The sequence below is a fragment of the Citreicoccus inhibens genome (assembly GCF_019039035.1).
Taxonomy (GTDB): domain Bacteria; phylum Myxococcota; class Myxococcia; order Myxococcales; family Myxococcaceae; genus Citreicoccus; species Citreicoccus inhibens.
This window is the reverse complement of the sequence record NZ_JAHNZT010000008.1, coordinates 111,416-137,211: the sequence shown is the minus strand read 5'-3', so window position 1 is coordinate 137,211 and position 25,796 is coordinate 111,416. Positions and strand designations below refer to the sequence as shown.

Genomic DNA, 25,796 nt, shown 5'->3' with positions numbered 1-25,796 from the left:
AGCGGACCTGCCTTCAGGCGCCCTGGGTCAGGAAGCGGAAGGGCTGCTCGCAAGCCTGCGTGCAGCGGAAGAGGTAGCCCCGGCCCGCGTCACCGAACTCCAGGCCAAACGGCATGGCCGAGAGCTGGGCGACGAAGCGCATGGGCTCCTCGCAGCACATGGGGGCCGCGTCGCCGTTGAGCCAGCCGGGCACGCCGCCGACCTTGCTCTCGGGCGCGGCGTCCAGCGCGCGGTCCAGGGCCTCCAACTGCGCGTCAGTGGCCTCGTTGACATCCACGGACAGGGCGGCGGTGTCCTCCTGGGCGGGCGCGAAGTTCAGCGGCCACTCGGCCTGGGGGACGCGCTTCGAGGGCGCGCCCTCCACGCGAGGCGCACCCGGGCGCACCGCCACGGTGGCGTTGGCGCCCGAGTCCGCGTCCCAGCGGAAGCAGACCGTCTCCGGGTTCTGGCACTGGAAGACGTGGACGCTGCCGAAGGGTGACAGGTCCAGCTTTCCGGGCGTGTGCGGGAGCTGGAAGAGGAACTGCTGGGGCTCACCGCACTGCGCGCACACGGGCCAGTTCAACAGGCCCGTGGGCTCGGGGAAGCCGCCCACCTTGGCGAGCGGCACGCCGGGGCGGCCAGGAATGAGCGCCCACAGCGGCGCGAGGTTCATGGACATGAAACCTCGGGACTCTAGAAGTCCGCGATGCGGTCGGCCAGGGTCGAGTCGTCGACGAACGGGTTGCGGTTCTGCTGGTACTTCTCGATGGCGTCATTGCGGCTCACCTCCGCCGCGTCCACCGCGTCCGCCTTGTTCCACTGCTTGAGGATGGCCTCGTCCTCGGGCGGGATGTGCTTGCTGTAGACGGTGGAGAAGTAGAAGAGGGCGCGCGCGACGTTGCCCTTGTGCTCATCGGGCGGCTCGAAGACGGTGCGGCCCTGGGCGTCCTTGCCGAACTTGGCGCCGTTCTGGCTCCACTTCACGTCCTTCACGATGCCGAACGGATAGTTGCCCCGGATGGAGTTCGCCTTGCTGTCCGTGGGGAACAGGTGGTGCAGATCCGCCTTCGCCGCGCCCGTGGCGCCCTTGGACTGCGGCCAGGTGTGCTCCACGTTCATGTCGCTGCTGGAGGGGATCTTCTTCGTGGTCACCTCGCGGCCGGTGTACACGCACTTCACCTTGCCATCGTGGTTGTCCAACTCGGTGAAGATGACCTTGCGCGCCTGGTTGTAGCCGAGGTCCTTGTGCTTGGAGACCGCGTCGTGCAGCGCGCGGATGAGGGCCTGGTCCTTCAGCCCGTCGTAGCGCGGGTCCTTGCCGGCCGGGGTGAACACGTCCACCGGGCGCTGGGGCTTCTTGGCGGCCGCCGGGGCCTGCGTCGAGGGCCGGGCCGTGCGGGCCTCGGCGGGGGTCGCGGCGCGGGGCGCGGTCGTGGAGCGGGACGGGAGGATGGCCATGCGGTGCCTCGCAGCAAGGTGAGCGATGACCCATTCTCGGCGCGGCGTGGCGCGGGTTGCGTCCCATGTGCGTTTTGTCACCCGCGCGGCACGTCCCCCCCGGTTTCCAACCCGGGGTGGGGGCGGGAGCGCACCCCGGGTGAGCCTGGAGTGACGCGCGCCGCGGGGGGCGCGCGTTCACCTCGGAGGCGAGCCTGCTAGAGCTGGCTCTCGGATGTTTCCGTGAGCGCGGGCGGGGTGAGCGCGGACAGTTCGCCACGGGCATCGATGTCCGAGGCGGGCACCTGGGCCTCCAGGTCCTCACGCAGCGCGCGGGCCTGGGCCCACTGTCCCACGGCCAGCTCGGCGCGCAGCAGCGCGAGCCCGGCCCGGAGCGTGCGGGGCGCGTAAGGGGGCGCGCCATCCGCGACGCGCAGCCCCTCATACAACCGGGCCAGGTGCCGCCGGGCGGCTTCATCGAGCGGTTCGGTGCTCGCTCTGCGCGCCAGCTCCACCGCGGCCTCGTCGTCCACGCGCAGCCTCCCGGTGGCGGTGGGGGCGAGCGCCAGCTCCCACGCCGGGGCGATGAGCTCCACGCGCTCGGGCGTGCAGCGCACCTGGAGGCCTGAGTCCTCGAAGGTCCACGCGCCGACGTGCGCGCGCGTGAGCGCCTCACAGGCGGAGGCGCCGCAGGCGTCGATCTGCTCCAGCCACACCCGGCCGCCCGGTGCGAGGGGGCAGGGCAGGGCGTCCGCATCCCTCAGCCGGGCCTCGGCCTCGTCGGGATCCTCGGGGGTGGCGGACAGGGGCTCAGCGACCGCGGAGGTCGCGGCCAGCCAGCCGCACGTGAGGGTGAAAAGCAGACGATGTGTCGTCTTCATGGCCACGGCTCCCGGGGGCGCACCGTGACGGGCGCTCCCGGAAGCCGTGGATTGCAACGGCCGGGCCCGCGTCAGGGAGGACGCGGCCCCGGCCCGTCGGCGCGGCGGGCTAGTGCAGCTCGGAGGCCGGGTAGACGCGGACCTTCATCAGGTCCGCGGCCGGCTTCTCCTTGACGACCTCGATGATGGTGCCGGTGTGGGGCACCTTGACTCCGGCGTACGGCTGCTCGGGGTACCAGAAGGTGTTCAGGTCGTTGAAGATGGGCTCGGCGGGCATCGAGGGGTAGTTCTCGCGCGGCTGGCCATTGGGCTTGATGGACAGGCCGAGGCTGGGCTGAACGCCGAACGTCGCGTCGTGGATCTGCACGCGGCCGGACCAGTAGCGGCCATCGGCGCGGCGCAGCGGGATGGGGCGCGCGTCGACGGGCAGCAGGCGGCCCTCGCCCGGGTGGTCATACACCTTGTTGTCCGACATGGACGTGTCCCAGTACGTGACGAGCAGGCCCTCGTTGTACGCATAGCGCTCGGCCCACTTGGGCAGGCCGTCCGCGGAGAAGCCGTAGTTGTACGGGCCGGTCTGCAGCGTCTTGTCGTAGCCGAGGTAGCTCCGGTACTCGGCCAGGTAGTAGTTCTCGTAGTAGGTGCTCTGGCCGTCCGTGAGGCGGAACGTCGCCTGGTCCCACGCGTCGGCGCCGCTCTCCGCGCCATCGAAGAAGAGCGTCTTCTTGTCGGTGGTGACGCGCACGTCGTCGAAGAGGAAGCCCGCGCCGAACGAGGCGGGGTCCGTCTTGTAGCGCAGCTTCACGGTGACGCTGTGGCCCGCGTAGGCGCTGAGGTCGAAGCTCAGCGGCACCCAGCCATTGGATGCGCCCGTCATGCCGTTGCCCAGGTTGTTGCCGTTGGGGTTCGTCTGCTTGCTCACCGACGAGGCCAGGTTGACGAAGTCGCCGTCATCCACCGCCAACGAGATATAGCCGTAGTCCCAGTCCTCCTCCGTGTCGAACCACGTCTGGAGCGACAGCGTCGCGGACTGCTTCTTGGGCAGCTTGACGGTCTTCACCAGCACGACGTCCAGGTTGTTGCCCTGGCCGCCCTGCCACGCGTACGTGCCCGTGACGGGCGCGGCGACGGGCTCGGGGCGGGGCTTGAGCGGCAGGTGCACCAGCAGGCCCTGCGCCGCGCGCGAGTTCCACTCCGCGGGGCCCAGGGTGTGGTTCGAGCGCTTGCCCGCGAACGCCTCGTCGTAGTTCAGCCAGCCCAGCTGTAGCTTGTCCCAGGCGAAGAAGTCACCCGGGCGCGAGCCGATGTCCGTGGTGCCGTCGTTCAGGTACGAGCCGCTGGACATGATGCTCCAGAAGCCGGTGCTGTTGTCCGCCAGGTTCGTCGTGTCGTACTGGTCCGGCAGACCCAGGTCGTGGCCGTACTCGTGCGCGAACACGCCCAGGCCGCCGTTCTCTGGCTGCATGGTGTAGTCGCCCACCCAGAAGTCCACGTTCGGCGCGAACCGCGTGCCGCCCTTCTGGTTGTACGCGGGGCCGGGGCCGTCCGCGCTGGCGCGGTTCGAGTACGCGAACCAGCGGTGGCTCCACACGGCGTTGGCACCCTGCGCGCCGCCGCCGACTTCCTCACCCATGCCGGCGTGGACGATCTGGAAGTGGTCGATGTAGCCGTCCGGCTCGTTGAAGTCGCCGTCGCCGTCGTAGTCGTACCGGTCCCACGTGTCGAAGGTGGCCAGGTACGCGGAGATCTCCTCGGGCGTCTTGCCCGCGGCGATCTGGTTCTGCGTCCAGACGTGGATGGCGTCCGAGATGAGGGGCCACACGCCGCTGGAGCAGTTGCTGCCACCGCACAGGTCGTGGCCGTAGCGGGCCTCGTTGTACGGGACCTTCACCCAGTCCGTCACGACGCCGTTGATGGTGTAGCGACCCGAGGAGGCCGCCCGGTAGTAGTTGGCCACCGAGTCGTAGCCGGGCGTGGTCGAGAAGTAGAGGTTCTCGAAGTGCTCGCGGCTGTAGTCCGCCTGCCAGATGGTCGTGTTGTCCTTGGTGCGGTCCGGCGAGACGATCTGATTGTGCAGCGGTCCGGGCAGGTCACCGCCCGGGTTGGTGGCGGGGTTGCCGTAGACCGGGTGCACCTGGTTGCCGAACTCCACGAGGATGACGAACACCTTGTCCTCGCGCTCGAGCCCCAGCTCCACGTACTGGCCCTTGCCCAGCTTGTGGACCTTGCCGTTGCCCTGACCGTGCAGCCGCTCGCGAAGGGCCCGCTGACGCATGGCCTTCTGCCGCTCACCCTGCGGGTGCGGCAGGTCATCCGACACTTCCGGGGAGGCGCGCCGAAGCTGCGTCTGGGCCTCGGCCTCCATCTCCGGCTTCTCGTACCAGGGCTGCTCGGCCAGCGCCGCCGGCGCCGCCAGCGTCATCAGGCTCCATGCGAGCCACGGATTGGGCTTCCTCATTGCTGCTCCTCTTGCGGTGGGTGGGAAGGCGACCTCATGTCCATGTCCGTCCGGGGGGTAATCCGTGTTTCTAATTCGAAACATGAGGTGTTGGAAATACGGCATAGGTGAAACAGTGCCGTATTAGCAGTCAGGTCCGACATGACTTCGATGTGCGAAATGTCGGAGGAGGTGCTTCGTCGAGCGGTGGTCGGTGCGGGTGTTTGGCGACACAGGCCGCGAGGGAAGGGGGTACGGTGCCCGGCGGTATGGCGCGCATCCGACCTGTGGATCCCCCGTTGCGGCGTGATGTCCGGCTGTTGGGCCGGCTGTTGGGCGAAGTGCTCGTGGAGCAGGAGGGGCCCGCGCTGTTCGAGTTGGAGGAGCGGGTGCGGCACCTGGCCATCCAGCGGCGGCGAGGGCCCATGGAGGGGCGCCGGGCGGCGGCGGCGGAGCTGGCGCAGGTGCTCCAGCGGCTGCCCTTGTCCCAGGCGGAGCCGGTGCTGCGGGCGTTCGCGGTGTACTTCCAGCTCGTCAATCTGGCGGAGCAGCACCACCGGATCCGCCGCGCGCGGGCCCACGCCAGCGAGGGCGTGACGCGCCCTCAGCGCGGCTCACTGGAGGCGACGATGCGCGAGCTGAAGCGCGCGGGCGTGCCTCCGGCGCGGGTGCGCGAGGCGCTGGACGGCATGCGGGTGACGCTGACGCTCACGGCCCACCCGACGCAGGCGGTGCGCCGCACGCTGCTGGAGAAGCTGTACCGCCTGGCGCAACTCTTGGAAGAGCGAGACCGCTGCCGCCTCACGCCGCGAGAGCGCGCGGAGAACCTGGCCGCCATGCGCGAGGAGATCACCGCGCTCTGGCAGACGGACGAGCTGCGGCGCGAGCGGCCCACGGTGGGTGACGAGGTGAAGAACGTCCTCTGGTACGTGGAGGAGATGCTGGCGGACGAGGTGGGCTGCGTGCCCGAGTCGCTGGCGTGGGCCTTCGAGCGCGCCTATGGCGAGCCGCTCGGGCCGGTGGCCACGCCCGTGCGGGTGCACTCGTGGGTGGGCGGGGACATGGACGGCAACCCGCTGGTGACGCCCGAGGTGTTCGCGGACACGCTGCGCGCGCACCACGCGCGGGGCCTGCGGCTGCTGTTGCGCGAGGTGGCGCGGCTGGGCGGCATGCTGTCCCAGTCGGTGCGGCACGTGGCCCCGGGTGACGCACTGGAGCGCTCCCTGGCGGAGGATGCGCGCGAGCTGCCCGAGGTGGCGAAGCTCCAGGGCGCGCGGACCGAGGGCGAACCCTGGCGGCGCAAGCTGCGCTTCATGGAGGAGCGGCTCCTGCGTGGCCTGCGCTTCGTCGAAGCCCGGCGCCAGGGGGTGGACGCGAAGCTGCCGGACGCGGCGTACCACTCGCCCGAGGCGCTGATGGCGGACCTGGGCGTGCTGGAGCGCTCCCTGGCCGAGGCCCGGGGAGACCAGGCGGGGCTGCGCGAGGTGCGGCGCATGCACGAGCGCGTGCGCGCGCTGGGCCTGGGGCTGGCCGAGCTGGAGATCCGCGCGCCCGCCGAGGACGCGGTGAGCGCCACGCGGGCCGCTGAGGGCGGCCCCCCCGCGAGCGAGGGGGGCGCGCGCTTGATGGCGGTGCTGGAGCGCTTGAAGGAAGCGCAGGCGGTGGGGAGCGAGGCGGTGTGCCGCACGCTCATCCTCAGCATGGCCAGCACCGCGGAGGACGTGCTGGCGGCGCTCGCGTGCGCCCGCCGCGCGGGCCTCTGGGACGACGCGCGCGGCTGCGCCACGGTGGACGTGGTCCCGCTGTTCGAGCAGCTGGGGGCGCTGGACGCGGGGCCGGACGTGCTGCGCGCGCTCTTCGCCAACCCGGTGTACCGCCGACACCTGCGCGCGCGAGGCGTGCAGGAGGTGATGGTGGGCTACAGCGACTCGGGCAAGGAGGTGGGGCTCCTGGCGGCGAGCGCCGCGCTGTACCGGGCGCAGGTGGCGCTGACCGAGGTGGCGCGAGCGAACGGCGTGACGCTGCGGCTGTTCCACGGCCGAGGCGAGACCGTGGCGCGCGGCGGTGGACCGGCTCAGACGGCCATCCTCGCGCTGCCGCCCGGCACGGTGGCCGGAGCGTACAAGGCCACGGAGCAGGGCGAGGCCATGGACCACAAGTACGCGCGGCCGGAGCTGGCGCGGCGCACGTTGGAGTTGGTGGTGGGCGGCGTGCTGTTGCACACGCTCGATGCGCAGCCCCGGCCCCCGCCCGAGGAGGAGGCCACCTACCGCGCGGCGTTCGATGCGCTGGCCGAGGACGGGCGGCGCGCGTACCGGGCGCTGGTCTGGGACGAGCCGCGCTTCGTCCCGTTCTTCATGGCGGCCACGCCCGTGGAGGAGATCGCCGCGCTGCCCATCGGCTCGCGCCCGAGCAAGCGCAAGGCGGGGGGCCTGGAGACGCTGCGCGCCATCCCCTGGAGCTTCGCGTGGACGCAGTCGCGCGCCATCCTCCCGGGCTGGTACGGGGTGGGCACCGCGCTGGAGGCCCTGGCGGCGCGGCCCGGCGGCGCGGCCCTGTCCCAGCGCATGTACCGGGAGTGGCCCTTCTTCCGCTCCGTCATCGACAACGTGACCATGGTGCTGGCCAAGGCGGACATGGCCATCGCCTCGCGCTACGCGGCGTTGGCGCCCTCGGCCACGCGTCCGCTGTGGCGCGCCATCCGCGCCGAGTACATGCGCACCCGGCGGCAGGTGAAGCGGCTGACCGGCGAGGCGCGGCTGCTCGACAACATGCCGCAGCTCCAGCGCAGCATTTCGTTGCGAAATCCCTACGTGGACCCCATGTCCTTCCTGCAAGTGGAGCTGCTGCGGCGCAAGCGCGAGGGGAGCGGGGACGTGGATCGCCCGCTGCTGTTGACCCTCAATGGCATCGCCGCGGGCATGCGGAACACGGGCTAGCGCTCGGGAAAGTGGACGACGGGATGGCGTCAGGGACGTTCACGGTGGTGGAGCTGAACGCGAAGCACGGCTTCGCGCTGCTGCGGCCGGAGGAGGGCGGGGATGCGCTCCCCACCGCGCTGTATCCGGACTCGGAGGCCGGGGGCCCCTCGCTGCAACAGCTTCGCGTGGGAGACCGGGTCCAGGGCCTGCGCCGCGGGCGGACCGTCTCCGAGGTGGCGTGGGTGCACAAGGCGCCGGTTCCCTACGCGGAGGTGGAGCGGATGGGCGAGCTGCTCGCGCTGCTGGAGCGCTGGTCGCTGCACCTGCCCTTCGAGGCGGTGGCGCTCGCCGAGCACCACTGGCGCGACAGCCGCGAGCACCCGCTGGAGGATGCGCTGCTGACGCAGCTCCCCACCTTCCTGGACCGGGGCGGCACCCACCCCTACGAAGACGCCGGGCTGCTGGAGCGGTTGGTGGCGGCGACACGCCCGCATCTGCCGGAGCTGGCGGTGCATCCGGTGGCGGGGAAGGCGGCGTTCCGCGTGGCGCCCGACGCGGTCGAGGTCGAGGCGCCTCGGGCTTCCAGGGAGGCCCCGGGACCCACCTTCGCGCCGCTGCTCGCGGCGGTGAACGCGCGCTTGGAGGCGCACGGTGCGCCCGTGCGCTGGCTGGCCGTGGGCACGGACTGGGTGCTGGCGCCGCCCGCGCTGGTGGGGGTGCTCGCTCGGTTCGGCGTGCTTGGCGCGCGCTGAGGACTACAGGCCGCCCTTGGCGCGCAGCACGCGGACCACCTCGGCGGCCATCACCTGGTGGCCTTGTTCGCTCGGGTGGATGCCATCGACCGAGAGCCCGGGGAGGAACAGGTCCGGGTTGCTCGGCTGCCGCATCACGGCCTCCAGGTCGATGACGGTCGCACGCGTGAGCTGGCGGATCCACGCATTGAGGGCGTGGCGCTGGGCCTTCACCTGCCCATAGTCGCCGTAGTGCGTCTTCTCCTTGGGAAGCAGCGTGCCCACCCAGAGCCGACAGAAGGGCTCCAGGCTGTCGAGCAGGCGCGTCATCCGGTCCTCGAGCTCCCCCACGCTCAGGCCGCTGCTCAAGTCGTTGGTGCCCAAGAGCACGATGCAGTCCGTGACGCCCTCCAGCGACAGCACCTCTTGCTGGAGGTTGAGCTGGGCGTCCCAGAAGCCCTCGCCGGAGACGCCCGAGTTGACCACGGGGATGCCGAGCTGCTGCTCCACCAGCGACGGCCACGCCTTGCGCGTGTCGCTGTGGCTGCTCATGTAGCCCTCCGTGATGCTGTCTCCAATGGCCACGAAGGCGCGGCCGGGGGGGCCCTCCACGTCCACCGTGGCCACGCCCACGGCCTTCTCCCACGGCGCGCCGCCCATCGGGCCCTGCGTCATCGCGAACGCTCCCGCGCGCGAGAAGCTGCCCGGGAAGGCGTCAATGATGCTGGCGGCCACGTTGCCCTGGGCCTCGAACGAGATGATCACCTCGTCGGACAGCGTCACCGGGAACGCGACGGGGTCCGACGTCACCAGCGTGCGCGCCTCGGTGGAGAAGCCCGCCGTGCCATGGAAGGCGATGGGGACGGGCGTCGAGGCGAGCGCGCCGGAGTCATCGCCCGCCTGGGCGATGGTGGCGCGCTGGAGCGTGAGTCCGCCGTCGCCCGCGCGGAACGTGATGCGCACGCGGTCCCCCGCCCGCCCCAGGCGCAGGCGCAGGCGGAACGTTGTCAGTCCATCGGTGGAGATGGAGCCGCGCAGGGCTTGATGGAAGCCTGGCTGGAACGTGGGCTTCGCGGCGGGCGGTGGGCGAGGCGTGGTGTGCCGGTCATCGCGCAGGTCCAACACGGGCGTGGGCTCCAGCGGAGCCTGGGCCGCGTCCTGCGCGGTGCGCGACGAGAGGCTCGTCGCGAGGGACTCCGTGCGCGAGGTGTCGCCTCCCAGGCCGCAGGCCGCCAACAGCCCGAGCGTCCCCATGACTCCCAGCAGCCTGTCGCTCCACGCCATGTCGCCACCTCCCGGCCCGTCCCGTTGCACGCGGACTGCCAAGGACGGCGCGGCGCGGCGCGGCCCCGCCCAGCGACTCAGGTCTCCTCCTCCCGACGGAAGACGGGAGCGCGCGAGGCTCCGCGCTCCCCACGCGGGGAAGCCCGTTGTCCCTCGAGGTCGCCGGTGTTCCCAGGCCGAGGCGCGAAGGTCAGGGAACGCACGCGCCCACGTTGGGATTGTTGTCCACCGGACGGCAGGTGCCGGAGGCACACGCGGGACTCCCGGTGGGAAAACGACACAGCGGGCGGCACAGGAGTTCCGTTCCCGAGCGAACACACGTGCTGCCCGGGGCGCACTGGTTGCTGAAGTCACAGGCCGCGCCCTCAGAGAGCGTGCCTCGGCTCGCGCAGACGGGCCCCTGGGTGGACGGATAGCAGGCGAGGGGCGCGGCGCAGTCCTGGCCCAGGGCATCGCAGGGCCTGGCGGGCGGGCCGCACAACAGCGGCAGCTCCAGGGTGCCTTGCAGGCGCAGCACGGTGTTGCATTCGGTGCCCGCGCTGCACTGGGTGTTGGCGTCGCACAGCTTGCGGCAGAAGAAGCCCGTGCCGCCGTCCGTCAGCGCCTCGTCCTTGCAGAACAAGCCCTTCTTGCACGTGTCGAACGAGGGGCCGGACACGTCCGGTGACATCGTGCACGCGCCGCCTTCGTCCGTTGTGCCCTCCGCCACGCACTGGCGCTGCGTCACCCCGGCGCTCGTCGTCGCGTAGGTGCACCGCTGCCCCGCCGGACAGTCCTGCCGGACGGCGTCGCACGCGCCCGCGAAGCAGCGGCTGCCGGTGCCACCATCCGCGAGCTGCGCGAAGAGGCAGGTCGTTCCGGCCCCACAACCTTCCTGCTTGGCCACGTTGCACGTGAAATCCGAGGGGGTCGTGTTCAGTCCGCCGTCGGGGAGGGGCGAGCCGCCATCGCCCGCGTCGCGCCCGGGGCCCGAGGGCTGGCCCGAGTCCACCGGTGGACGTCTTCCCACCTCTCCCGTGCACGCGGCCACCCAGAGCGCCACGAGGAGGGCACCACCCGACAACACGGCATGCACACGCATTCGGAACTCCTGGCGTGGAGGTCCGATGGGACTTACACGACGAAATCCATTCGCCGGGGCCTCTTGAACCGGGGCTGGGAACCAGCGGACACTTGCCGCTTGAACCGTGGGGGTAGCGGGTGCGCATGACTACGAAGGCGGATGCACCGGACGCGGCGGGGGAGCCGAATCCGTATGCGAACCGACGCACGGATGAGCGGGTGGCCGCTCGGTTCGAGGTGCGGTTCGAACAGATGCAGGACGCCGCGCGCGCGCTGCGTGCCTATTCGCTCAACGTGTCGGCTGGAGGGCTGTGCCTGCGCACGCGCAAGGCCTACGACGTGGGCGCGCAGGTGCGGCTGGCGATGGTGATTGGTGGCGAGGAGTTCAACCTCACCGGCGTGATCGCGTGGGTGCGGGATGAGGCCGAGGCCATCGGCGTGCGCTTCACCGACCTGAGCGACGAGGACCACGCGCGGCTGTCGCGTGTGCTGCAGTCCTTCAAGCGCTGAGCGCTCGGTGGGGCCCGTCCTCGCCTGGACGGGACACCCCTGGCGGCCCGCGCGCCCCTACTTCGCCACGGGCTTGAGGGTCGCGAGCCGCGCCTTGTCGAGCTTCGCGACCACGCCCACGCTGCGACCCGCCAGGTTGGCCACGACGTACTGCGCGCTGCTGCCCAGCACCTGCGCGCTCTCCGAGAGCGTCAGCCCGTAGTCCTGCTCCAGCCACTGCGTCAGGCCGCTGGTCGCCGCGCGCAAGGCATCATCCAGCGAGCCCGCCTGTCCCAGCACCATGAGGTGCGTGGGCGACTCCACCCGCGGCATCGAGGCGGCCTTGCCGTGCACGACGTCCACGGTCAGCTCGACCTCCATCGAGGTCTCCAGCGCGTACTGCGATGTCTCGCCGTCGCCCTGCGCGGCGTGGCCATCGCCCAGGTAGAGCAGCGCGCCGGGCTGGAACACGGGGAGGTAGACGGTGTTGCCCTCCACCACCTCGTTGAAGTCCATGTTCCCGCCGAAGCGGCTGGTGTCTCCGGTGGAGAACGCGGGCAGCCCGAAGCCCGGCGCCACCGCGAGCCCGCCGAGCATGGGGCGCAGCGGCACCGTGAAGGCCTTGAGGCGCTCCGTGGGTGTCTCGGGGCTCGCCACGCCGCGCTCCAGGTCCAGCTTCCATCGCACGGGCTTGCCCAGGTCCGCCGCCTTGGCGGCCAGCGCTGGCGTGAGCGCCCGCCCGACGACGGTGTCCAGGCTGTCCGCGAAGCGGCGGTTGAGCTTCAGGCGCTTGAGGTGGATGACGAGCGTGTCCCCCGGGCGCGCGTCCCCGATGAAGAACGGCCCGGTTTGCGGATTGCCGAACAGCGCCTGCGTGACGCCGTGCTCGTCCACGCCGCCCGAGTCGAGCGTCGTCGTATGCAGCGTGTCACCTGCCCAGAGGGTGAGGACGGGCTCGCGGCTCGCGGAGAACTCGTTGGAGTAGGTGGTCGGCTTGAAGTCGTGCGTGCGCGGAGGCCCGGCGGGGCGCTCGGGAACCCGCCGCGCGCTGAAGGCGTGCTTCACGCGGACGTTCGGGTGATTGGAGTCGGGCAGGTCCGCGGTGCCGCGCAGCGTGTCGCCGCTCACCTTGCCGGTGTACGTCGCGCGCGCGTGCTGCGCGTCCGTGACGACGAAGCGCACGTCGTTGCCGGTGCGTTCCCCTTCCAGCGCGTCGCCATCGAGCTCGCCGCCGAGCCGCTTGCCCGTGCGCTCCCACGTGAGCCCCTGGTAGAGCGCGTTGCCCCAGAGGTCCGTGGTGACGACCCAGCGCTCCGTCGAGGGAGCCTGCGCGAGCACCAGGGACGGGACACCACAGACGAGGAGCGCCGTGACGAGTCGATGCATGGTGGCGCGCATCGTGCCACCCCGCAGGCGCGCGGGAACCGCTGAACACGGCGAGGGGCCGCGATTCCCGAGAGTGGTACGGCGTGCGTCCCGGATCCGGCACGCGGGCGGCTGACTAGCGGCGCGTCTCCGTCTCGGCGTGGCGGAAGATGCCCGAGTCCATCTCGCTGAACCCGCAGGCCTGGTAGAACTGGCGCGTCTCCGGGGTGGAGGCCAGCGGCGAGATGAGCTGGAGCTGCTTGACGCTCAGCACCCGGCCTCGCTCCACCACCTGCGCGAGCAGCGCCCGCCCCACGCCCCGACGACGCCAGGGCTCGGACACCACCAACTCGTCCACCGTGGCCACGCGCCCGCGCAGCCGCAGCTGCGGGCGGTGAGAGAACGACACCATGCCCACGGGGCGGTCCTGCGCGTCGCCGGCCACGAAGATTTCAATCTCCGGATGGCTGATGACCCAGTGGACCGTCTGTTGATCCGTTCCCTGGGGATAGCCCAGCTCACGAAGCAGCAGCGCCATGGCCTCGGCATCCCCCCGGCGAGCGCGGCGGATGCGGAAGGCGTTGGCCTCGGTACCTACAGGGGTGGCGCGGACGATGGGCGAGGACACGGGACCTGGGATTCTAATGACAGGGCCGCCGGACCTCCAAAGAGGAACGGCGGCCCGCACATCATTGTGTAGGTGCGGCGCTTACGGCTGCTGCACCGCGAGCGCGCGCATCGCCTCGGTGATGTCACCGAGCTGCGGCACCGACGCCATCTCCAGCGTGTCCGCCAGACCGATGCCCGGGATGAACTTGCCCGCGAGCAGCTTGGGCGGCGCGAGCAGCGAGTAGAACAGCTCGTCCACGGTGCGGCGCACCAGGTGCTCTCCGAAGTTCGTCACCTCGGTGTCCTCGTTGACGTAGAGCACGCGGCCCGTCTTCTGGACGGAGGCCTGGATCATCTCCCAGTCGTAGGGCCACAGCGAGCGCAGGTCGATGACCTCCGCGCTGATGCCCTCGTCCGCGAGCGCGGCGGCGGCCTTCGCGCACAGGGGCAGGGTGCGGCCATAGCTCACCACGGTGAGCTGCGTGCCCTCACGGACAATCTTGCCCTTGCCGATGGGGACGGCGAACGCCTCCAGGTTCGGCCACTGCGGCCGCCACTGGCTGCGGTCCCCGAGCGGCGCGTCGATCATCTTCGACAGCGCGCGGTCGTCATCGGGCTCGCCCGGGATGCGCTCCTCGCCCTTCACGCGCAAGAGCGCCTTGGGCTCCAGGAACATGACGGGGTTGGGCTCCTGGCACGCGGAGATGAGCAGCCCGTACGCGTCCAGCGGCGTGGAGGGCATGACGATCTTCCAGCCCGGGATGTGGGTCATCGTCGCGTCGAACGAGTGCGAGTGGTACATCGACCCGCGGATGCCGCTGCCCACCGGCGTGCGCACCACCATGGGCATGTTCCAGTCGCCGTTGCTCGCCCAGCACGTGTTGCCCGCCAGCTTGAGCAGGTCGATGGTGTTGTAGACGTAGTCGCAGAACTGGATCTCCGCGACGGGGCGCGAGCCCGCCATGGCCAACCCCATGGCCATGCCGATGATGCCGCGCTCGTCCAGCGGGCTGTTCCACGCCGTCTTCAGGCCCTGCGTGCACGTGAAGACGCCGCCCAGGGGCGCGCCCACGTCCTCGCCGAAGATGTCCGTGACGCCCAGGTTCTCCTCGGCGTAGTGCAGGGCCATGCGGATGGCCTGTGCCATGTTGGCCATGGTTATTTCTTCTCCGCGTAGATGTGGTTCCAGATGGTCTCGGGGGCGGGCAGCGGCTCGTCGCGCACCAGCCGCGCGGCCGCGGCCATCTCCTCGGCGTAGCGGTTGCGCGTGTCGTCCATCTGCTGGCGCGTGAGCACGCCGTCCTGCTCCAGGCGCGCCTCGAACTGCTTGAGGCAGTCCACCTCCTCGGTCACCAGATTGGCGCCGGACGCGGACGAGTGGCCGTAGAGGCGCGACACGTTGGCCTCCAGGAGGAAGGGCCGGCGCTCCTTGCGCACGTAGGCCATGGCCTCCTTCAGCTCCTGGTAGGCCTCCACCGGGTCATTCCCGTTGATGGTCTTGCACTGGATGCCAAAGGCCCGGCCGCGGTCGGCCACGCGCTGCTCGCCGTGCTGCTCCGCTCCGCTCGTGGAGATGCCCCACTTGTTGTTGGTGACGATCATCAGCACCGGCAGCGGCTCGGCGGGGCGGCTGCACCACACCAGGCAGGAGGCGAAGTCGCCCTCGGCCGTGCCCGCGTCTCCGCCAGTGACGATGGTGATGCTGTCGCCGCCCAGGCGCTTCTGGGCCAGCGCCGTCCCCGGGGCCATCGCGTACTGCACCTCGATGGGCGAGGAGACCGGCACCACGTTCTTGGCGCGGATGGAGAAGTGGCCCGCGAAGTTGCGGCCGCCGGAGTAGGGGTCCGACGCCGTGTTCTTCATCTGCCGCAGCGCCCCGATGGGCTCCTCGCCCATGGCGAGCAGCGTGGCGGACTGACGGTAATGCGCGTGCAGGAAGTCGTAGGCCGGACCCTGGCCCACCTTCATGAGCAACCCGAGGGGGACGTTGAACGCCTCCTCGCCGGGGCCGCCGATCCAGAAGTAGCCGTGGCCCTGCTTGTACATCTGGATGAGGCGCTCTTCGAGCACGCGTGCCTTGACCATCAGGTCATGGATGCGAATGAGCAGCTCCCGCTCGAGCGGGAGCGGCGCGGAGGCTTCTTTGATCAGTCGGGGTCGGGACACGCGCGACATCCTCTGGCTGAAGGCTGAAATGGGATGCCCCTATAACCCGAACGCGGCCCGTCCGCTCAAGCGCGCTGAAGGGCCGCATGCTCGTGCGTCGGGCGTTCATCATCCGTGGCGCGGCGCGGCAATCAGCGCGTCTCATTCTTCTTAGGAGTCCGAGCCGCGGCGACGGCCCTGGCCCGCTGGGCCAGCTCGGACGCGCCGACGGAGTCCGCATGGCGGACGATCTCCTCGAGCGTCGCGTCCGTCAGGTGCGCGACGTGGGCGCCTCGCAGGAGCGTCTCCACCTCGGCGAGTCCTCCGGAGGCGAGCAGCGCCGACACCAGCGCCTGGGCGCCGCGGGGCGAGGGTGCCCGCGTGAACGCCTCGCGCAAGGGACGTACCGCCAGCGTGGCCAACCCGCCTTCCAGCAGCAGGCCGCCCACGAAGCCCGCGTCGGGGGGCGGCTCGGGCCCGTCGTCCGGCCGCGTGAGCGCGCGCGCCGCATCGCGTTGCCCGCGCCCGGTCACGCGAGCCCCCGGCAGGCTGCCGAGCAGGGCGCTCAGCGCGTCCGCCTCCGGGGCCTTGCGCTCGGGTGGATGCGCAGGACGGAACCCGGCGCGGCGGACGGTCGGCTCCAAGCCCGCGGTGGGGCCCGTCCACGCGGGCTCGGGCATGCGCCACCGCTGGAAGAATCGAGCCAGATGCACCACCGCCGCGAGGACCGTCAACAGGGCGAGCCCGTTCAGGGCCTTCACCACCGCGAGGACGCAGAGCCCCACCGCCACCAGGACGCCCACGAGCGCCACGGCCCGCGGGCGGGGTGCGCCCGCGTGCTCCGCCACGAACTCGGCCAGGATGTCCGTGCCGTCCAGGGGCCACAGGGGCAGCAGGTTGATGGCGCTCCAGCCGAAGAAGACCGCGAGGACCTGCCACGCCACGTGGTGGGCGGTGCCGCCCGGCGCCGGCGGCCACACGCGCGTCAGCCCCCAGACCAGGCCGCCCAGCGCGAGCCCCATCATCGGCCCCGCGAGCCCCACCCAGGCCGCCCGCAAGTGCGTCAGCCGGCCTGTGTTCCCGGCCGTGGTCGTCCCTCCCAACCCGTGCAGCGCGATGCGGGCCGCGTGGCCCAGGCGCCGCAGGGCGAGGGCGTGCCCCAGCTCGTGCGCGAGCACCCCGACGAAGGCGATGGCGAGCCAGCTCGCGAGGAAGAGGCCGGACTCACCCAGGGCCCACCCGAGGCCGAGGGCCGTGAGCGCGAAGAGGAAGTGGACGCGGACGGGGAACCCGAGCACGCGGAAATGGGGCGGCATTCAGGACCCATGGTAGTCGCACGCGGCAGGTCCTTGCTTCGTGCGCCACAGCCCCTCGCGTCGCGCGCGAAGTGCGCTAGAGTCCCGGCGCTTCCTTGCCCGCCTCCCGCGCCCGCGCGGCTCTCCCAGGTGCGCCGTGTCCAGACCGAATCCGCACCCTTACTCCGAGTCGGAGTCCGACGACGTTTCCGGCACCGCGCCGGTGCCCACGTCCGTCGAGATTCCGGGCCACACCGGCACGCACTCGCGTGAAATCACCGCCACGCGCGGGGACGCCACGGCCACCCGCCTGACGGGCAGCGTGGGGCTCGCCCAGGAGGCGACGGGCACGCTGCTCGCGCCCCTGGAGGCGGGTGAGCTGCCCAACGTGGCGGCCATCAAGGGGCTCCGGTTGGATCAGCTCCTGCTCCTCACCACCGGCGCGTTGGTGGTGCTCATCGTGGGGCTGCTCGCGGGGCTGTCCGCGGTGTCCACGCAGGCGCAGTTCGAGGAGACCTCCAGCCGCTTCACCCAGCGCCTCCAGGAGCAGGCCCGCGAGTTGGGCCAGACGGTGAGCCACACCCTGGCGCTCACGTCCGCCACCAGCCTGCGCGACAACAACTACGCCTTCCTCACCGAGGTGGCGCGCTCCATCATCGCGGACAACCGCAACATCCTCCGCGTGCAGATGTTCGACGCGGACGGCCTGCTCGTGGCGGACAGCGACGCGGACGCGAAGCTGGGCACCGCCTCGGCGGGGCGCTCCACCGAGCGCCGTTGGGCCAGCGCCTTCTTCCAGGGCCAGCCCGTCTTCGAGTTCCAGGAGCCGCTCGACTACGGCTCGCAGAGCGGCAAGGGCGTGGTCGTCATCAGCTATTCGCTGGAGCAGCTCCAGAAGCAGCTCCAGTCCCTGGAGGAGAGCAAGCGCGCCACGGTGCGCGCCAACACCGTGCGCATGCTGGGGCTGGGCCTGGGCTTCGTGCTGCTCGCGGGCGTGCTGGTGGCGGTGCAGAGCCGCCGCATCACCCGGCCGCTGGGCGTGCTCACCCGCCGCGTCATGCAACTGGCCGCCGGAGACCTGAGCGCCCGCGCGGGGACGTCCCGGGGCGCGGGCCGCGAGGTGACCACGCTCGGCGTGGTGTTCAACCACATGGCCGAGCGCATCAAGGTGCTCTTGGATGACGTGCGCGCCAAGGCGCAGCTGGAGCGCGAGGTGTCGCTCGCGCGCACGGTGCAGGAGACGCTGCTGCCGGGCCGCGACGCGGTGCAGGTGGGCGCGGTGCGCATCGCCGGACTGGTGGTGCCCGCGGACGCGTGCGGAGGGGATTGGTGGTTCCGCGCCGCGCTGGACGAGGTCCGCGTGGTGATTGGCGTGGGCGACGTCACGGGCCACGGCCTGTCCACCTCGCTGGTGGCGACGAGCGCGACGAGCGGGTTCGCCTCCGCCATGACGCTGCGCGAGCCCTCGCAAGTCAACGCGCAGATGCTCATCACCGCGCTCAACGTCACCCTGGCCAACGTGGGCCGGGGCGAGCACCAGATGTCCAGCGCCCTGGCCGTCATCGACACGCGCAGCGGCGTCATCGACTACGCGGCCGGCGGCCACCCGAGCCCCGTGGTCTACAACCGCCACAGCGGGCAGGTCGCGTCGCTGCCCGCGCGCGGCCCGCTCCTGGGCGCCAACGTGGCGTCCCAGTTCACCTCGCGCCAGGCGCAGCTTCGGCCCGGGGACATCGCCGTCTGGTTCACGGACGGCCTCACCGAGGCGCGCGACGGCGCCAACCGCCTCTATGGCACCCAGCGGCTCGCCGCCGCGGTGCAGGCCCACGCGCACCTCTCCATCGAGGCGCTGCGCGACGCCCTGCTCGCGGATGTGCGGGCCTACAGCGCCGGACAGCCGCAGCGCGACGACATCACCGTCGTCGTCGCCGAGTTCAGCCCCGCCACCTGACCCGCCGTGACGAACCGCATGCGCCCACGTTCCTCGTCTTCGCGCCCCGCCGCCGCGCTCGTGCTCCTGGCCGCGCTGGCCGCGCCTCCCGCGCTCGCGCAGTACCGCGAGCCGCCCATGTCCGAGTCTCAGCGGTTGGTGCGCCAGGGCGAGTCCGCCCAGGTGTCCGCCAACGCCGCCAGCGCCTCGGGTGACAAGAAGGGCGCCGAGGAGAAGTTCCGCAAGGCGCTCCAGCTCTATGAGCAGGCGCTCGCGACCGAGCCTCAGTCGGTGGCCGCCGCGGCGGGTGTGGGCGACGCGGCCAACGCGCTGCAGGACTTCCAGCGCACGGTGGACCGGGTGCAGCCGGTGTACGCGGCGCACCCGGAGGAGCTGTCGCTCGCGTATCCGCTCGGCGCGGCGTACTTCAAGCTGCGGCGCTTCCCCGAGGCCGTGCCGGTGCTGGAGAAGGTGGCCGCCGCCGACCAGCCCGAGCAGCTCATCGTCCACTACTACCTGGCCAGCTACTACCTCTACGCGCAGGACGGAGAGCGCGCCGTGACGCGGCTCCAGCGCTACCTGGCGCTGCGTCCGGAGAAGCTCGCGGCCAACGACTTCCAGGTGCAGGAGCTCCTGGGCCGCGCGCACCTGCTGCGGCGGGACGCGGCGCAGGCGCGGGCCTCCTTCGAGAAGGCCCAGGCCGGACGCCCCGAGGCGGTCTCGCTGCAACTGGGGTTGGCCTCGGTGCTGGAGCTGGAGGGCCGGATGCCGGAGTCCACCGCGCTCTTGGAGCGGCTGGCGCCGAAGTTCCCGACCGCGCCGGAGCCCAAGGAGCGGCTGGGGCGGCTGTACCTGGCGGCGGGGGACGTGCCGCGCGCCGAGGCCCAGGCCCAGGCGCTCGTGAAGTTGGGCAACACGTCCGCGGCGCACCTGCTGTTGGGAGACGTGCGGCTCGCGCAGAAGCAGCCGGCGCAAGCGGAGACCGAGTTCCGTCAGGTGCTGACGCTCCAGCCGGGACTGGTGGTGGGGCAGATCGCCGTGGGCAAGTCGCTCCAGGCGCAGGGCCGCCACGAGGAGGCCATCCGGTTCCTGGAGGCCGCGGTGCAGGCGGGCGGCAACAGCCTGGAGCTGTGGTCCACGCTCGGCTCGGTCAACCGGCGCGCGGGCCGATTCCAGCGCGCGGTGGAGGTGCATCGGCGCGTGGTGGAGATGGTGCCGCGACGGGCCCTGGGTTGGGTGCTCTTGGGCGCGGACCACTTCGCCACCGGGCAGTGGGACCAGTGCATCGATGACTACGCGAACGCGCTCCAACTGGAGCCGGACCACGCGGGCGCCAAGCTGTGGCTGGCGCGCGCGCTGGCGCACCGGGCGCGAGACCGCGCGGAGGCGTCGCGGCTGGATGACGCCGTGCGCGACCTGAAGCGCGCGTTCGACCTGGACCGCTCGACCGCGACGGCGCGGCGGCTGGGCGCGGCGCAGCTCGACGCGCGCCAGTACGCGGACGCGCGCAAGACGCTGGAGGCGGGCGTGGCGCTCCCCGGCGCGACGTGGCGCGACCACCTGCTGCTCGGCTACGCGCGGCTGGGGGCGCAGGACGCGCAGGCCTCGCTCGATGCCTTCACCCAGGCGGGCAAGGCCACCGAGGAGCCGGATGAGCAGGCCGAGGCCTCGGTGGGCGCGGCGCTCGCCGAGGTGGAGCTGGGCCAGGTGGACGCGGCCGTGCAGCGGCTGTCCGCGGTGGGCCCGTCCAAGGCCGCGTCCCAGGTGGCCGAGGCCAACCTCCCGCGCGTGCTGGTCCGCCGGGCGCTGAGCCGGCTGGAAGCGGGGGACGCGGCGAGCGCGAACCGCGACCTGGACGCGGTGGATCGGGTGGGCACAGGCAAGCGCGCGGACCTCGCGAAGCTCGCGCAGTTCGCCCGGGCCCTCGCCCGCGCCGAGGAGGGACGCTACGCGGACGCCAGCGCGGGCTTGAAGCGCGCCCTGGTTCCGGCGCAGCGCTGGGCCTGGCCCAACACGCGGCCCCTGGCGGAGGCGTGGGTGCTCTATCGCCAGGGCAAGGTGCCCGCCGCGCGCAAGCTGCTGCCGGGGGCGGCGAAGAAGCCCATGCCCGGGCAGCCCAAGTGGGTGGCCTCGCTCACCGGCGCGCTGCTGCGCCGCGAGGCCTCGCTCGCGTACGGCACGGGCAACATGAAGGGCGCGGAGAAGGCCCTGCGCGCGGCGCTCGCCACCGAGCCCGAGGATGCGTTCGTGCAGCACAACCTGGCGTGCGTCGACTGGCGCAAGGGCCGCGCCGCCGAGGCGCTCACCGTGTGGAAGCGGCTGGAGCCCACCGTGGCCACGGCCTCGCTCAACCTGGGCATCGACGCGCAGGAGCGCCGCCACGAGCCGGCCGAGGCCGTGGACGCGTGGCGCCGCTATCTGGCCTCGGGGCAGGGTGCTCGCGCCGCTCAGGTGCGCGAGTGGAAGGAGCGGCTCCAGGGCCTGTACGGCCTGACGGAGTCCGCGAGCGGTGCGCCGGCCGAGGCCGCCGCGGAGGAGACCCCATGAAGGCCCATCGCATCGTCGCCCTGTTGGGCGCGCTCATCCTCGGCACGCTGGCGACCCCCGCGTTCGCCGCTCCGAAGAAGTCCACGTTGGGCGTCTTCCTGGCCACCACGCTCGCGGATGGCCAGGAGCGCTTCCAGTACGCGGAGGCGCTCGCCTCGAAGTTGGAGGCCGAGCTCGGGCGGCCCGTGGCGGCCAAGAGCTTCGGTCGCTACGAGGACTTCGCCCGCGCGGTGAGCGAGGGCCTGCTGGAGTTCGCGGTGGTGGACGCGTGGGCCGCCGCGCAGCTGGGCGCGCGCGCGGTGCCCGTCGCCTATGCCTCCCGCTCGGGTGAGACGCAGCAGCGCTGGGCCATCGTGGCGCTCCAGAAGGGGACCGTGAAGGAGCTGGCCGGCAAGCGCCTCGCGCTGGTGAAGGGCGCGGGCCCGGCGGATCCGAAGTTCGTCACCCACGTCGTCCTCGGCGGCGACCTGGACGCGCAGAAGCACTTCAAGCTGGTGCCGGTGCCCAACGTCGAGTCCGCCCTGAAGATGCTGGAGGCCAAGGGCGCCGAGGCCGCGCTCGTGCCCGTGTCCCACGTCTCCAAGGACATGCGCGTCCTGTTCCGCAGTGGCCGGGTGCCCGGCGCGGTGCTGGTGGACTTGAAGGGCGGCGCGGAGGCGCTGCGCGGCGCGCTGGGGCGCGTGGGCGCGGTGGCCCCCTTCGATGCGTTCCTCGCCATCCAGGGCAAGGAGTTCGACGACTTCCGCAAGCTCGTGGCGCAGGGCCCGCCCCGGCGTCAGCCCGTGTTCGCGGAGGCCCCCGAGGTGCGCGTGAGTGCCCCGGTGCTCGTGAAGTCCGACGAGCTGGGTCCCGCGCTCCCGCCCTTCACCCAGGACCTCGCCGTCTCCGCGGATCAGCCCGATGACTGACGCCCTGCGTCCAGAGGGCTCGGAGCGCGGCTCGACTTTCAAAATGTCAGAGCTTGAGAGCCGCGACTTGGCCCGAGCGGATTTTCTGCGGTACCGTCAAAACCACAACAGGAGCGTTCTTCGCTTGAACGAGGAATTCCCGGATAAGTCGGGGACGCGCCCGTTGCCAACCGGACGTCCAGGACCACGGCTCTCCCAGCTTGCACCCGTGGAATTGAGAACGATGCACTCGACTGAGCACGGTGGACCGCGGCATGCCGCGGCGAAGGACTTCCCTGGGCGGCGGACGGCGCGCCTGGGCTTCTCCCTGGGTTGCTCTCTGCTGATGGGGGCGCTGCTGGCCCTGACCTCGGCGAGCGCGTCCGCCCAGACGGCGACGACGAAGGCGCCCACGAGCCGGACCGCGAAGAAGCGGACCGCGAAGGACGCCAAGGTCGCCAAGGACCCCAAGGCCGCGAAGGAGGGCAAGACGGCGGCGCCGCGCGTGCCGAGAGATCCCTCGAAGCCGCGCGTGGCCAAGACCCGCAAGGGCGCGAAGGGCGCTCCGGGGACCGTCTCGCCGGCCACGTCGGTGGACCCGGCGACGTCGCTGAGCGGGGGCCCGTCCACGGACGACCCGTTCGCCAGTGACACGCCGCCCGTTCCGCCCGCGTCCGAGCCGCGCCACGCGGTGGGCACGGAGCCGTTGCCGGTGGCCTCGCCGGGCTCACCCTCGCTGGAGACTGTCTCCGGCACGGGCGTGGCGCCCGCGGTGGTGCCGGCCACGGGCTCGCTGCCGCTGGACGCGCCCGCGGCGTCCTCCACGGTTCCGGCCACGGCCACGGTGCCGGCCCACGCGGCGCCCGTGCACGACAACATCCCGGCGAGCGCGCCGTTCTCGCAGCCGACGATGGATCGCCCCATGCCGCCCCCCGCGGGCCTGGCGGGGCTGGATGGACCGGATCCGCTCGCGGGCGCCTCCGCCCTGGAGGAGTCGGTCAGCCGCATGCAGAGCGAGGCCATCGTCACGACGGCCTCCAAGCGCAGGCAGCGCATCTCGGACGTGCCCCTCACCGTGTCGTGGATTCCGGCCGAGGAGTTGGAGGGCACCGGCCAGTTCTCGCTGTGCGAGGCCATCCAGTACTTCCCCGGCATGGAGTGCCGGCGGGGCTCCATGCGCAAGGCGGCGGTCAGCTCGCGCGGCCTGGGCTCCAACTACCTCTCCAACCGTCTCTTGTTGCTGAAGGACGGCCGGCCGTTGACGGACCCGTGGACGGGCCAGTTCTACGCGGACGAGACGACGCCGATGACCAACCTCAAGCAGGTGGAGGTCATCCGAGGCCCGGGCTCCTCGCTCTACGGCTCCAACGCGTTCAGCGGCGTCATCAACCTCATCGAGCGGCAGCCCGCGGACCTCATCCCCGAGGGCCGCAGCGTGGGCATGGACGCGCGCGTGCTGGCGGGGCAGGACAAGACGTGGCGCGTGCAGGCCAACGTGGCGGGCCGCGGCGGGCCGGTGGAGGCGCTGCTCGGGTACTACGGGTACGGCTCGGACGGCCCGCAGCTCTTCAATGACCCTCACACGGGCCAGGTGGACACCAACGAGGACTCGAGGGTCCACCAGGTCAGCGGCAAGATGAAGGTGGGGCCGGTGTCACTCGACGCGGCCTACACCGACGCGAAGCTGGGGCGTCCGGGCGGCACCAACATCTCCACCGTGGGCAACTGCGGCCGGTGCCACTACACGCCGGACGACACCGAGCGCGCGCAGAACCTGAACGCCGCGGCCCAGGTGGATCAGCAGGTGACGGAGAACCTGCGCCTGTTCGCCCAGGCCTATGCCTTCTTCAAGCGCCGCGACGTGACGCTGGAGAGCGCGTTCGACAGCGACCCCACGCGGGCGCTGGGCAAGCGGCGCCGGCTGGGTGGCGAGGCGCGGGCCCTGTTCTCGATGGGCGACCTCAACGTCACGTTCGGCGGTGACGTGAAGAACGACGTGGTGAACAACCCCAACGTCCTGCCCACCCTGACGATGGACGACACGCGGCAGACCATCCTCGGTGGCTTCGTGGACGCGGAGTACCGGCCGATGAGCCGGCTGGTGCTCAGCGCGGGGGCTCGCTACGACCGCTACCAGATTCCGGAGACGGTCTGGCACACGCGCACGGATCAGGTGTCGCCGCGGGCCAGCGTGGTGTTCCACGCCATCCCCGAGCTGCTCACCGTGCGCACCAACTACGGCCGCGCCTTCCGCGCCCCCACGCTGGCGGAGCTGGCCATCAACCAGCAGATGTACGCGGCCACGCTGGTGGGCAACGCGGACCTGCGCGCCGAGACGCTGGACACCTTCGAGGCGGCGGTGGACTTCTGGCCCTTTGACCGGCGGGTGCGCCTGACGGGCACGGGCTTCTTCAACCGCGCGAAGAACTTCATCAACCAGGAGCTGGTGTTCGGCTCGGTGTCCCAGTTCCGCAACATCGGCAACGCGGACGTGGCGGGCGCGGAGCTGGAGGCCGCCGCGCAGGTGCCGGCGCTCAACTCGTCCTTCGACATCGCCTACCAGTTCCTCGACGCGAAGGCGGTGCCCTACGGCGACGGGGAGAAGTCCACCTTGGACTACGCGCCCAGCCACCGGCTGTACCTGCGCGGGCGCACGAACATTGGCAAGGCGGCGTTCGCGGAGCTCTATGCGCTCGTGGTGGGCCCCCGGTTCGACCCGGGCTTCAACGTGGACCCCACCACGGGGCTGGCCACCTCCCGCGTGCGGCTGGCGGGCTTCGTCACGGCCAGCGCCCGCGTCGGTGTCAACATCCACGACGGCATCTCCGTGTCACTGTTGGGAACCAACCTCTTCAACGCCAAGTACGAGGAGTCCCATGGGTTCCCGGCGCCGCCCCTGGCGGTGTTCAGCGAACTCAAGGTGCGCTACTAGATCGTGCATCCCGTTTCCCACCGCAGGCAGGCGGCATCTTGTTGATTCCGGATGAGTCCCTCTCTCCCGCGTTGCTGGCGCAGGCCGTCCCCGTGCTCGCACGGGGCGGTGTGTCGCTCGAGGGCGCAGCCGCCCCGGTGGGCACCACGCGGCGGCTCGTGCTCTTCGACGGGTTGCTGCGCGCGGAGCACGCGGCGCTGCTGGCGCGGGACATCCCCGCGCTGATGTTGGCGCTGCGCGAGTCTTCCGGGATGCCGTCCGCGTGGGAGGCCGGGGTGCTGGGCGCGCTGCTGCGGGGCGCGTCGCTCCTGCCTGAAGGGGCCGAGGTGACGCGACACTCGCTGCGGCGCGTGGCGGAGATTGGCGTCGTGGCGGCGGCGGCGGCGGTCGCGGTGGGGGAGGCCGGGGGCTCGCGGAACGCGGCGGCGCTGGCGGCGGACGTGGTGCACGAGCTGGCGGCGAACGCGCTGCTCGATGCGCCGGCGGGGGAGGACGGGCGCGCTCGGTACGCGCATCGGCGCACCGAGGTGCAGGAAGTGGCGCCCGAGGATGCCTGTGAGCTGGCCTATGCGACGCAGGGCGGTCGCATCTGGCTGGAGGCCGTGGACCGCTTCGGGCGGCTCACGCCGGCGCCGTATGTCCGGGCATTGCAAGGGTGGGGTGGCAAGGTGCGGGTGGACTCGGCGGGAGGCGGCGCGGGCCTGGGGCTGCGGCGCATCCTGGAGCACAGCGATCTGGTGGCCGTCCGCGTGGTGGCCGGCCTGCAATCGCGAGTCGTGAGCGTCGTGGACCTGGGCGAGTCGCGGCGTCGGGCCTCGCGGCCCAAGTCGCTGCTGTTCAGTCAGGAATCGAGGTAGGGCCG

Annotated in this window: 19 protein-coding genes; 8 read left to right on the top strand and 11 right to left on the bottom strand. The window is 71.7% G+C overall.

Going from position 1 to position 25,796, the window contains the following annotated elements; translation table 11 throughout:
* Positions 1-13 precede the first annotated feature (13 nt).
* The 4 genes from KRR26_RS12940 to KRR26_RS12925 all read right to left on the bottom strand — a co-directional run bounded on the left by KRR26_RS12940 (position 14) and on the right by KRR26_RS12925 (position 4,758).
* Positions 14-661 carry a hypothetical protein gene (locus tag KRR26_RS12940; protein ID WP_217079955.1) on the bottom strand — a complete coding sequence of 216 codons (648 nt, stop codon included), beginning with the start codon at positions 659-661 and terminating at the stop codon, positions 14-16.
* A 14-nt stretch (positions 662-675) separates the two neighbouring features.
* Positions 676-1,440 carry an endonuclease I family protein gene (locus KRR26_RS12935; protein WP_120208834.1) on the bottom strand — a complete coding sequence of 255 codons (765 nt, stop codon included), beginning with the start codon at positions 1,438-1,440 and terminating at the stop codon, positions 676-678.
* A gap of 197 nt (positions 1,441-1,637) precedes the next feature.
* The gene (locus KRR26_RS12930) at positions 1,638-2,300 is read right to left on the bottom strand and encodes a hypothetical protein (RefSeq protein ID WP_217079954.1); all 663 of its coding nucleotides are present in this window, start codon (positions 2,298-2,300) and stop codon (positions 1,638-1,640) included.
* Between the two features lie 109 nt (positions 2,301-2,409).
* Entirely contained in the window at positions 2,410-4,758 is a 2,349-nt protein-coding gene (locus KRR26_RS12925; RefSeq protein WP_217079953.1) for an immune inhibitor A domain-containing protein, read from the bottom strand.
* A gap of 248 nt (positions 4,759-5,006) precedes the next feature.
* Between KRR26_RS12925 and KRR26_RS12920 the strand changes: the two genes are divergently transcribed.
* Together KRR26_RS12920 and KRR26_RS12915 are read left to right on the top strand one after the other, a co-directional pair.
* Positions 5,007-7,676 carry a phosphoenolpyruvate carboxylase gene (locus tag KRR26_RS12920; RefSeq protein WP_120208839.1) on the top strand — a complete coding sequence of 890 codons (2,670 nt, stop codon included), beginning with the start codon at positions 5,007-5,009 and terminating at the stop codon, positions 7,674-7,676.
* Between the two features lie 23 nt (positions 7,677-7,699).
* A complete protein-coding gene (locus KRR26_RS12915) occupies positions 7,700-8,410 on the top strand; it encodes a hypothetical protein (RefSeq protein WP_217079952.1) in 711 nt (236 codons plus the stop codon).
* 3 nt (positions 8,411-8,413) lie between these two features.
* On the opposite strand, the gene KRR26_RS12910 is transcribed toward KRR26_RS12915, so the two are convergent.
* Together KRR26_RS12910 and KRR26_RS12905 are read right to left on the bottom strand one after the other, a co-directional pair.
* A complete protein-coding gene (locus KRR26_RS12910) occupies positions 8,414-9,673 on the bottom strand; it encodes an SGNH/GDSL hydrolase family protein (RefSeq protein ID WP_217079951.1) in 1,260 nt (419 codons plus the stop codon).
* A 190-nt stretch (positions 9,674-9,863) separates the two neighbouring features.
* On the bottom strand, positions 9,864-10,754 hold the full coding sequence (locus KRR26_RS12905) for a hypothetical protein (RefSeq protein WP_217079950.1): 891 nt from the start codon (positions 10,752-10,754) through the stop codon (positions 9,864-9,866).
* Between the two features lie 125 nt (positions 10,755-10,879).
* Here KRR26_RS12905 and KRR26_RS12900 point away from each other — a divergent pair, with 125 nt between their 5' ends.
* Positions 10,880-11,245, top strand: a complete 366-nt coding sequence (locus KRR26_RS12900; RefSeq protein WP_120208846.1) for a TIGR02266 family protein — start codon at positions 10,880-10,882, stop codon at positions 11,243-11,245.
* 57 nt (positions 11,246-11,302) lie between these two features.
* On the opposite strand, the gene KRR26_RS12895 is transcribed toward KRR26_RS12900, so the two are convergent.
* From KRR26_RS12895 to KRR26_RS12875, 5 genes are all read right to left on the bottom strand, one after another.
* Entirely contained in the window at positions 11,303-12,610 is a 1,308-nt protein-coding gene (locus KRR26_RS12895; protein ID WP_120208965.1) for an acetamidase/formamidase family protein, read from the bottom strand.
* 115 nt (positions 12,611-12,725) lie between these two features.
* Positions 12,726-13,217 carry a GNAT family N-acetyltransferase gene (locus tag KRR26_RS12890; RefSeq protein ID WP_120208847.1) on the bottom strand — a complete coding sequence of 164 codons (492 nt, stop codon included), beginning with the start codon at positions 13,215-13,217 and terminating at the stop codon, positions 12,726-12,728.
* Positions 13,218-13,298: 81 nt separating this feature from the next.
* Entirely contained in the window at positions 13,299-14,354 is a 1,056-nt protein-coding gene (locus KRR26_RS12885; RefSeq protein WP_120208849.1) for an alpha-ketoacid dehydrogenase subunit beta, read from the bottom strand.
* Positions 14,355-14,356: 2 nt separating this feature from the next.
* Positions 14,357-15,364, bottom strand: coding sequence for a thiamine pyrophosphate-dependent dehydrogenase E1 component subunit alpha (locus tag KRR26_RS12880; RefSeq protein ID WP_120208966.1), 1,008 nt, complete (start codon positions 15,362-15,364; stop codon positions 14,357-14,359).
* Between the two features lie 131 nt (positions 15,365-15,495).
* Positions 15,496-16,659: a metalloprotease gene (locus KRR26_RS12875; RefSeq protein WP_120208850.1), complete on the bottom strand. Its 1,164-nt coding sequence runs from the start codon at positions 16,657-16,659 to the stop codon at positions 15,496-15,498.
* Between the two features lie 136 nt (positions 16,660-16,795).
* On the opposite strand from KRR26_RS12875, the gene KRR26_RS12870 reads away from it, so the two are divergent.
* From KRR26_RS12870 to KRR26_RS12850, 5 genes are all read left to right on the top strand, one after another.
* Complete coding sequence (locus tag KRR26_RS12870) at positions 16,796-18,589, top strand: PP2C family protein-serine/threonine phosphatase (RefSeq protein ID WP_407931715.1); 1,794 nt, start codon at positions 16,796-16,798, stop codon at positions 18,587-18,589.
* A gap of 18 nt (positions 18,590-18,607) precedes the next feature.
* Positions 18,608-21,115: a tetratricopeptide repeat protein gene (locus KRR26_RS12865; protein WP_217079949.1), complete on the top strand. Its 2,508-nt coding sequence runs from the start codon at positions 18,608-18,610 to the stop codon at positions 21,113-21,115.
* Positions 21,112-22,023: a PhnD/SsuA/transferrin family substrate-binding protein gene (locus KRR26_RS12860; RefSeq protein ID WP_120208855.1), complete on the top strand. Its 912-nt coding sequence runs from the start codon at positions 21,112-21,114 to the stop codon at positions 22,021-22,023. Before KRR26_RS12865 ends, KRR26_RS12860 begins: the two co-directional genes overlap by 4 nt.
* A 223-nt stretch (positions 22,024-22,246) precedes the next feature.
* The gene (locus KRR26_RS12855; RefSeq protein WP_217079948.1) at positions 22,247-24,934 is read left to right on the top strand and encodes a TonB-dependent receptor plug domain-containing protein; all 2,688 of its coding nucleotides are present in this window, start codon (positions 22,247-22,249) and stop codon (positions 24,932-24,934) included.
* A 38-nt stretch (positions 24,935-24,972) separates the two neighbouring features.
* Positions 24,973-25,791, top strand: coding sequence for a hypothetical protein (locus KRR26_RS12850; RefSeq protein WP_321202790.1), 819 nt, complete (start codon positions 24,973-24,975; stop codon positions 25,789-25,791).
* Positions 25,792-25,796: the final 5 nt, after the last annotated feature.

Coding starts and splice junctions, on each gene's coding strand:
- KRR26_RS12940 (WP_217079955.1), bottom strand. CDS start 661: ATGTCCATGAACCTCGCGCCGCTGTGGGCGCTCATTCCTGGCCGCCCC.
- KRR26_RS12935 (WP_120208834.1), bottom strand. CDS start 1,440: ATGGCCATCCTCCCGTCCCGCTCCACGACCGCGCCCCGCGCCGCGACC.
- KRR26_RS12930 (WP_217079954.1), bottom strand. CDS start 2,300: ATGAAGACGACACATCGTCTGCTTTTCACCCTCACGTGCGGCTGGCTG.
- KRR26_RS12925 (WP_217079953.1), bottom strand. CDS start 4,758: ATGAGGAAGCCCAATCCGTGGCTCGCATGGAGCCTGATGACGCTGGCG.
- KRR26_RS12920 (WP_120208839.1), top strand. CDS start 5,007: ATGGCGCGCATCCGACCTGTGGATCCCCCGTTGCGGCGTGATGTCCGG.
- KRR26_RS12915 (WP_217079952.1), top strand. CDS start 7,700: ATGGCGTCAGGGACGTTCACGGTGGTGGAGCTGAACGCGAAGCACGGC.
- KRR26_RS12910 (WP_217079951.1), bottom strand. CDS start 9,673: ATGGCGTGGAGCGACAGGCTGCTGGGAGTCATGGGGACGCTCGGGCTG.
- KRR26_RS12905 (WP_217079950.1), bottom strand. CDS start 10,754: ATGCGTGTGCATGCCGTGTTGTCGGGTGGTGCCCTCCTCGTGGCGCTC.
- KRR26_RS12900 (WP_120208846.1), top strand. CDS start 10,880: ATGACTACGAAGGCGGATGCACCGGACGCGGCGGGGGAGCCGAATCCG.
- KRR26_RS12895 (WP_120208965.1), bottom strand. CDS start 12,610: ATGCATCGACTCGTCACGGCGCTCCTCGTCTGTGGTGTCCCGTCCCTG.
- KRR26_RS12885 (WP_120208849.1), bottom strand. CDS start 14,354: ATGGCCAACATGGCACAGGCCATCCGCATGGCCCTGCACTACGCCGAG.
- KRR26_RS12875 (WP_120208850.1), bottom strand. CDS start 16,659: ATGCCGCCCCATTTCCGCGTGCTCGGGTTCCCCGTCCGCGTCCACTTC.
- KRR26_RS12865 (WP_217079949.1), top strand. CDS start 18,608: ATGCGCCCACGTTCCTCGTCTTCGCGCCCCGCCGCCGCGCTCGTGCTC.
- KRR26_RS12860 (WP_120208855.1), top strand. CDS start 21,112: ATGAAGGCCCATCGCATCGTCGCCCTGTTGGGCGCGCTCATCCTCGGC.
- KRR26_RS12855 (WP_217079948.1), top strand. CDS start 22,247: ATGCACTCGACTGAGCACGGTGGACCGCGGCATGCCGCGGCGAAGGAC.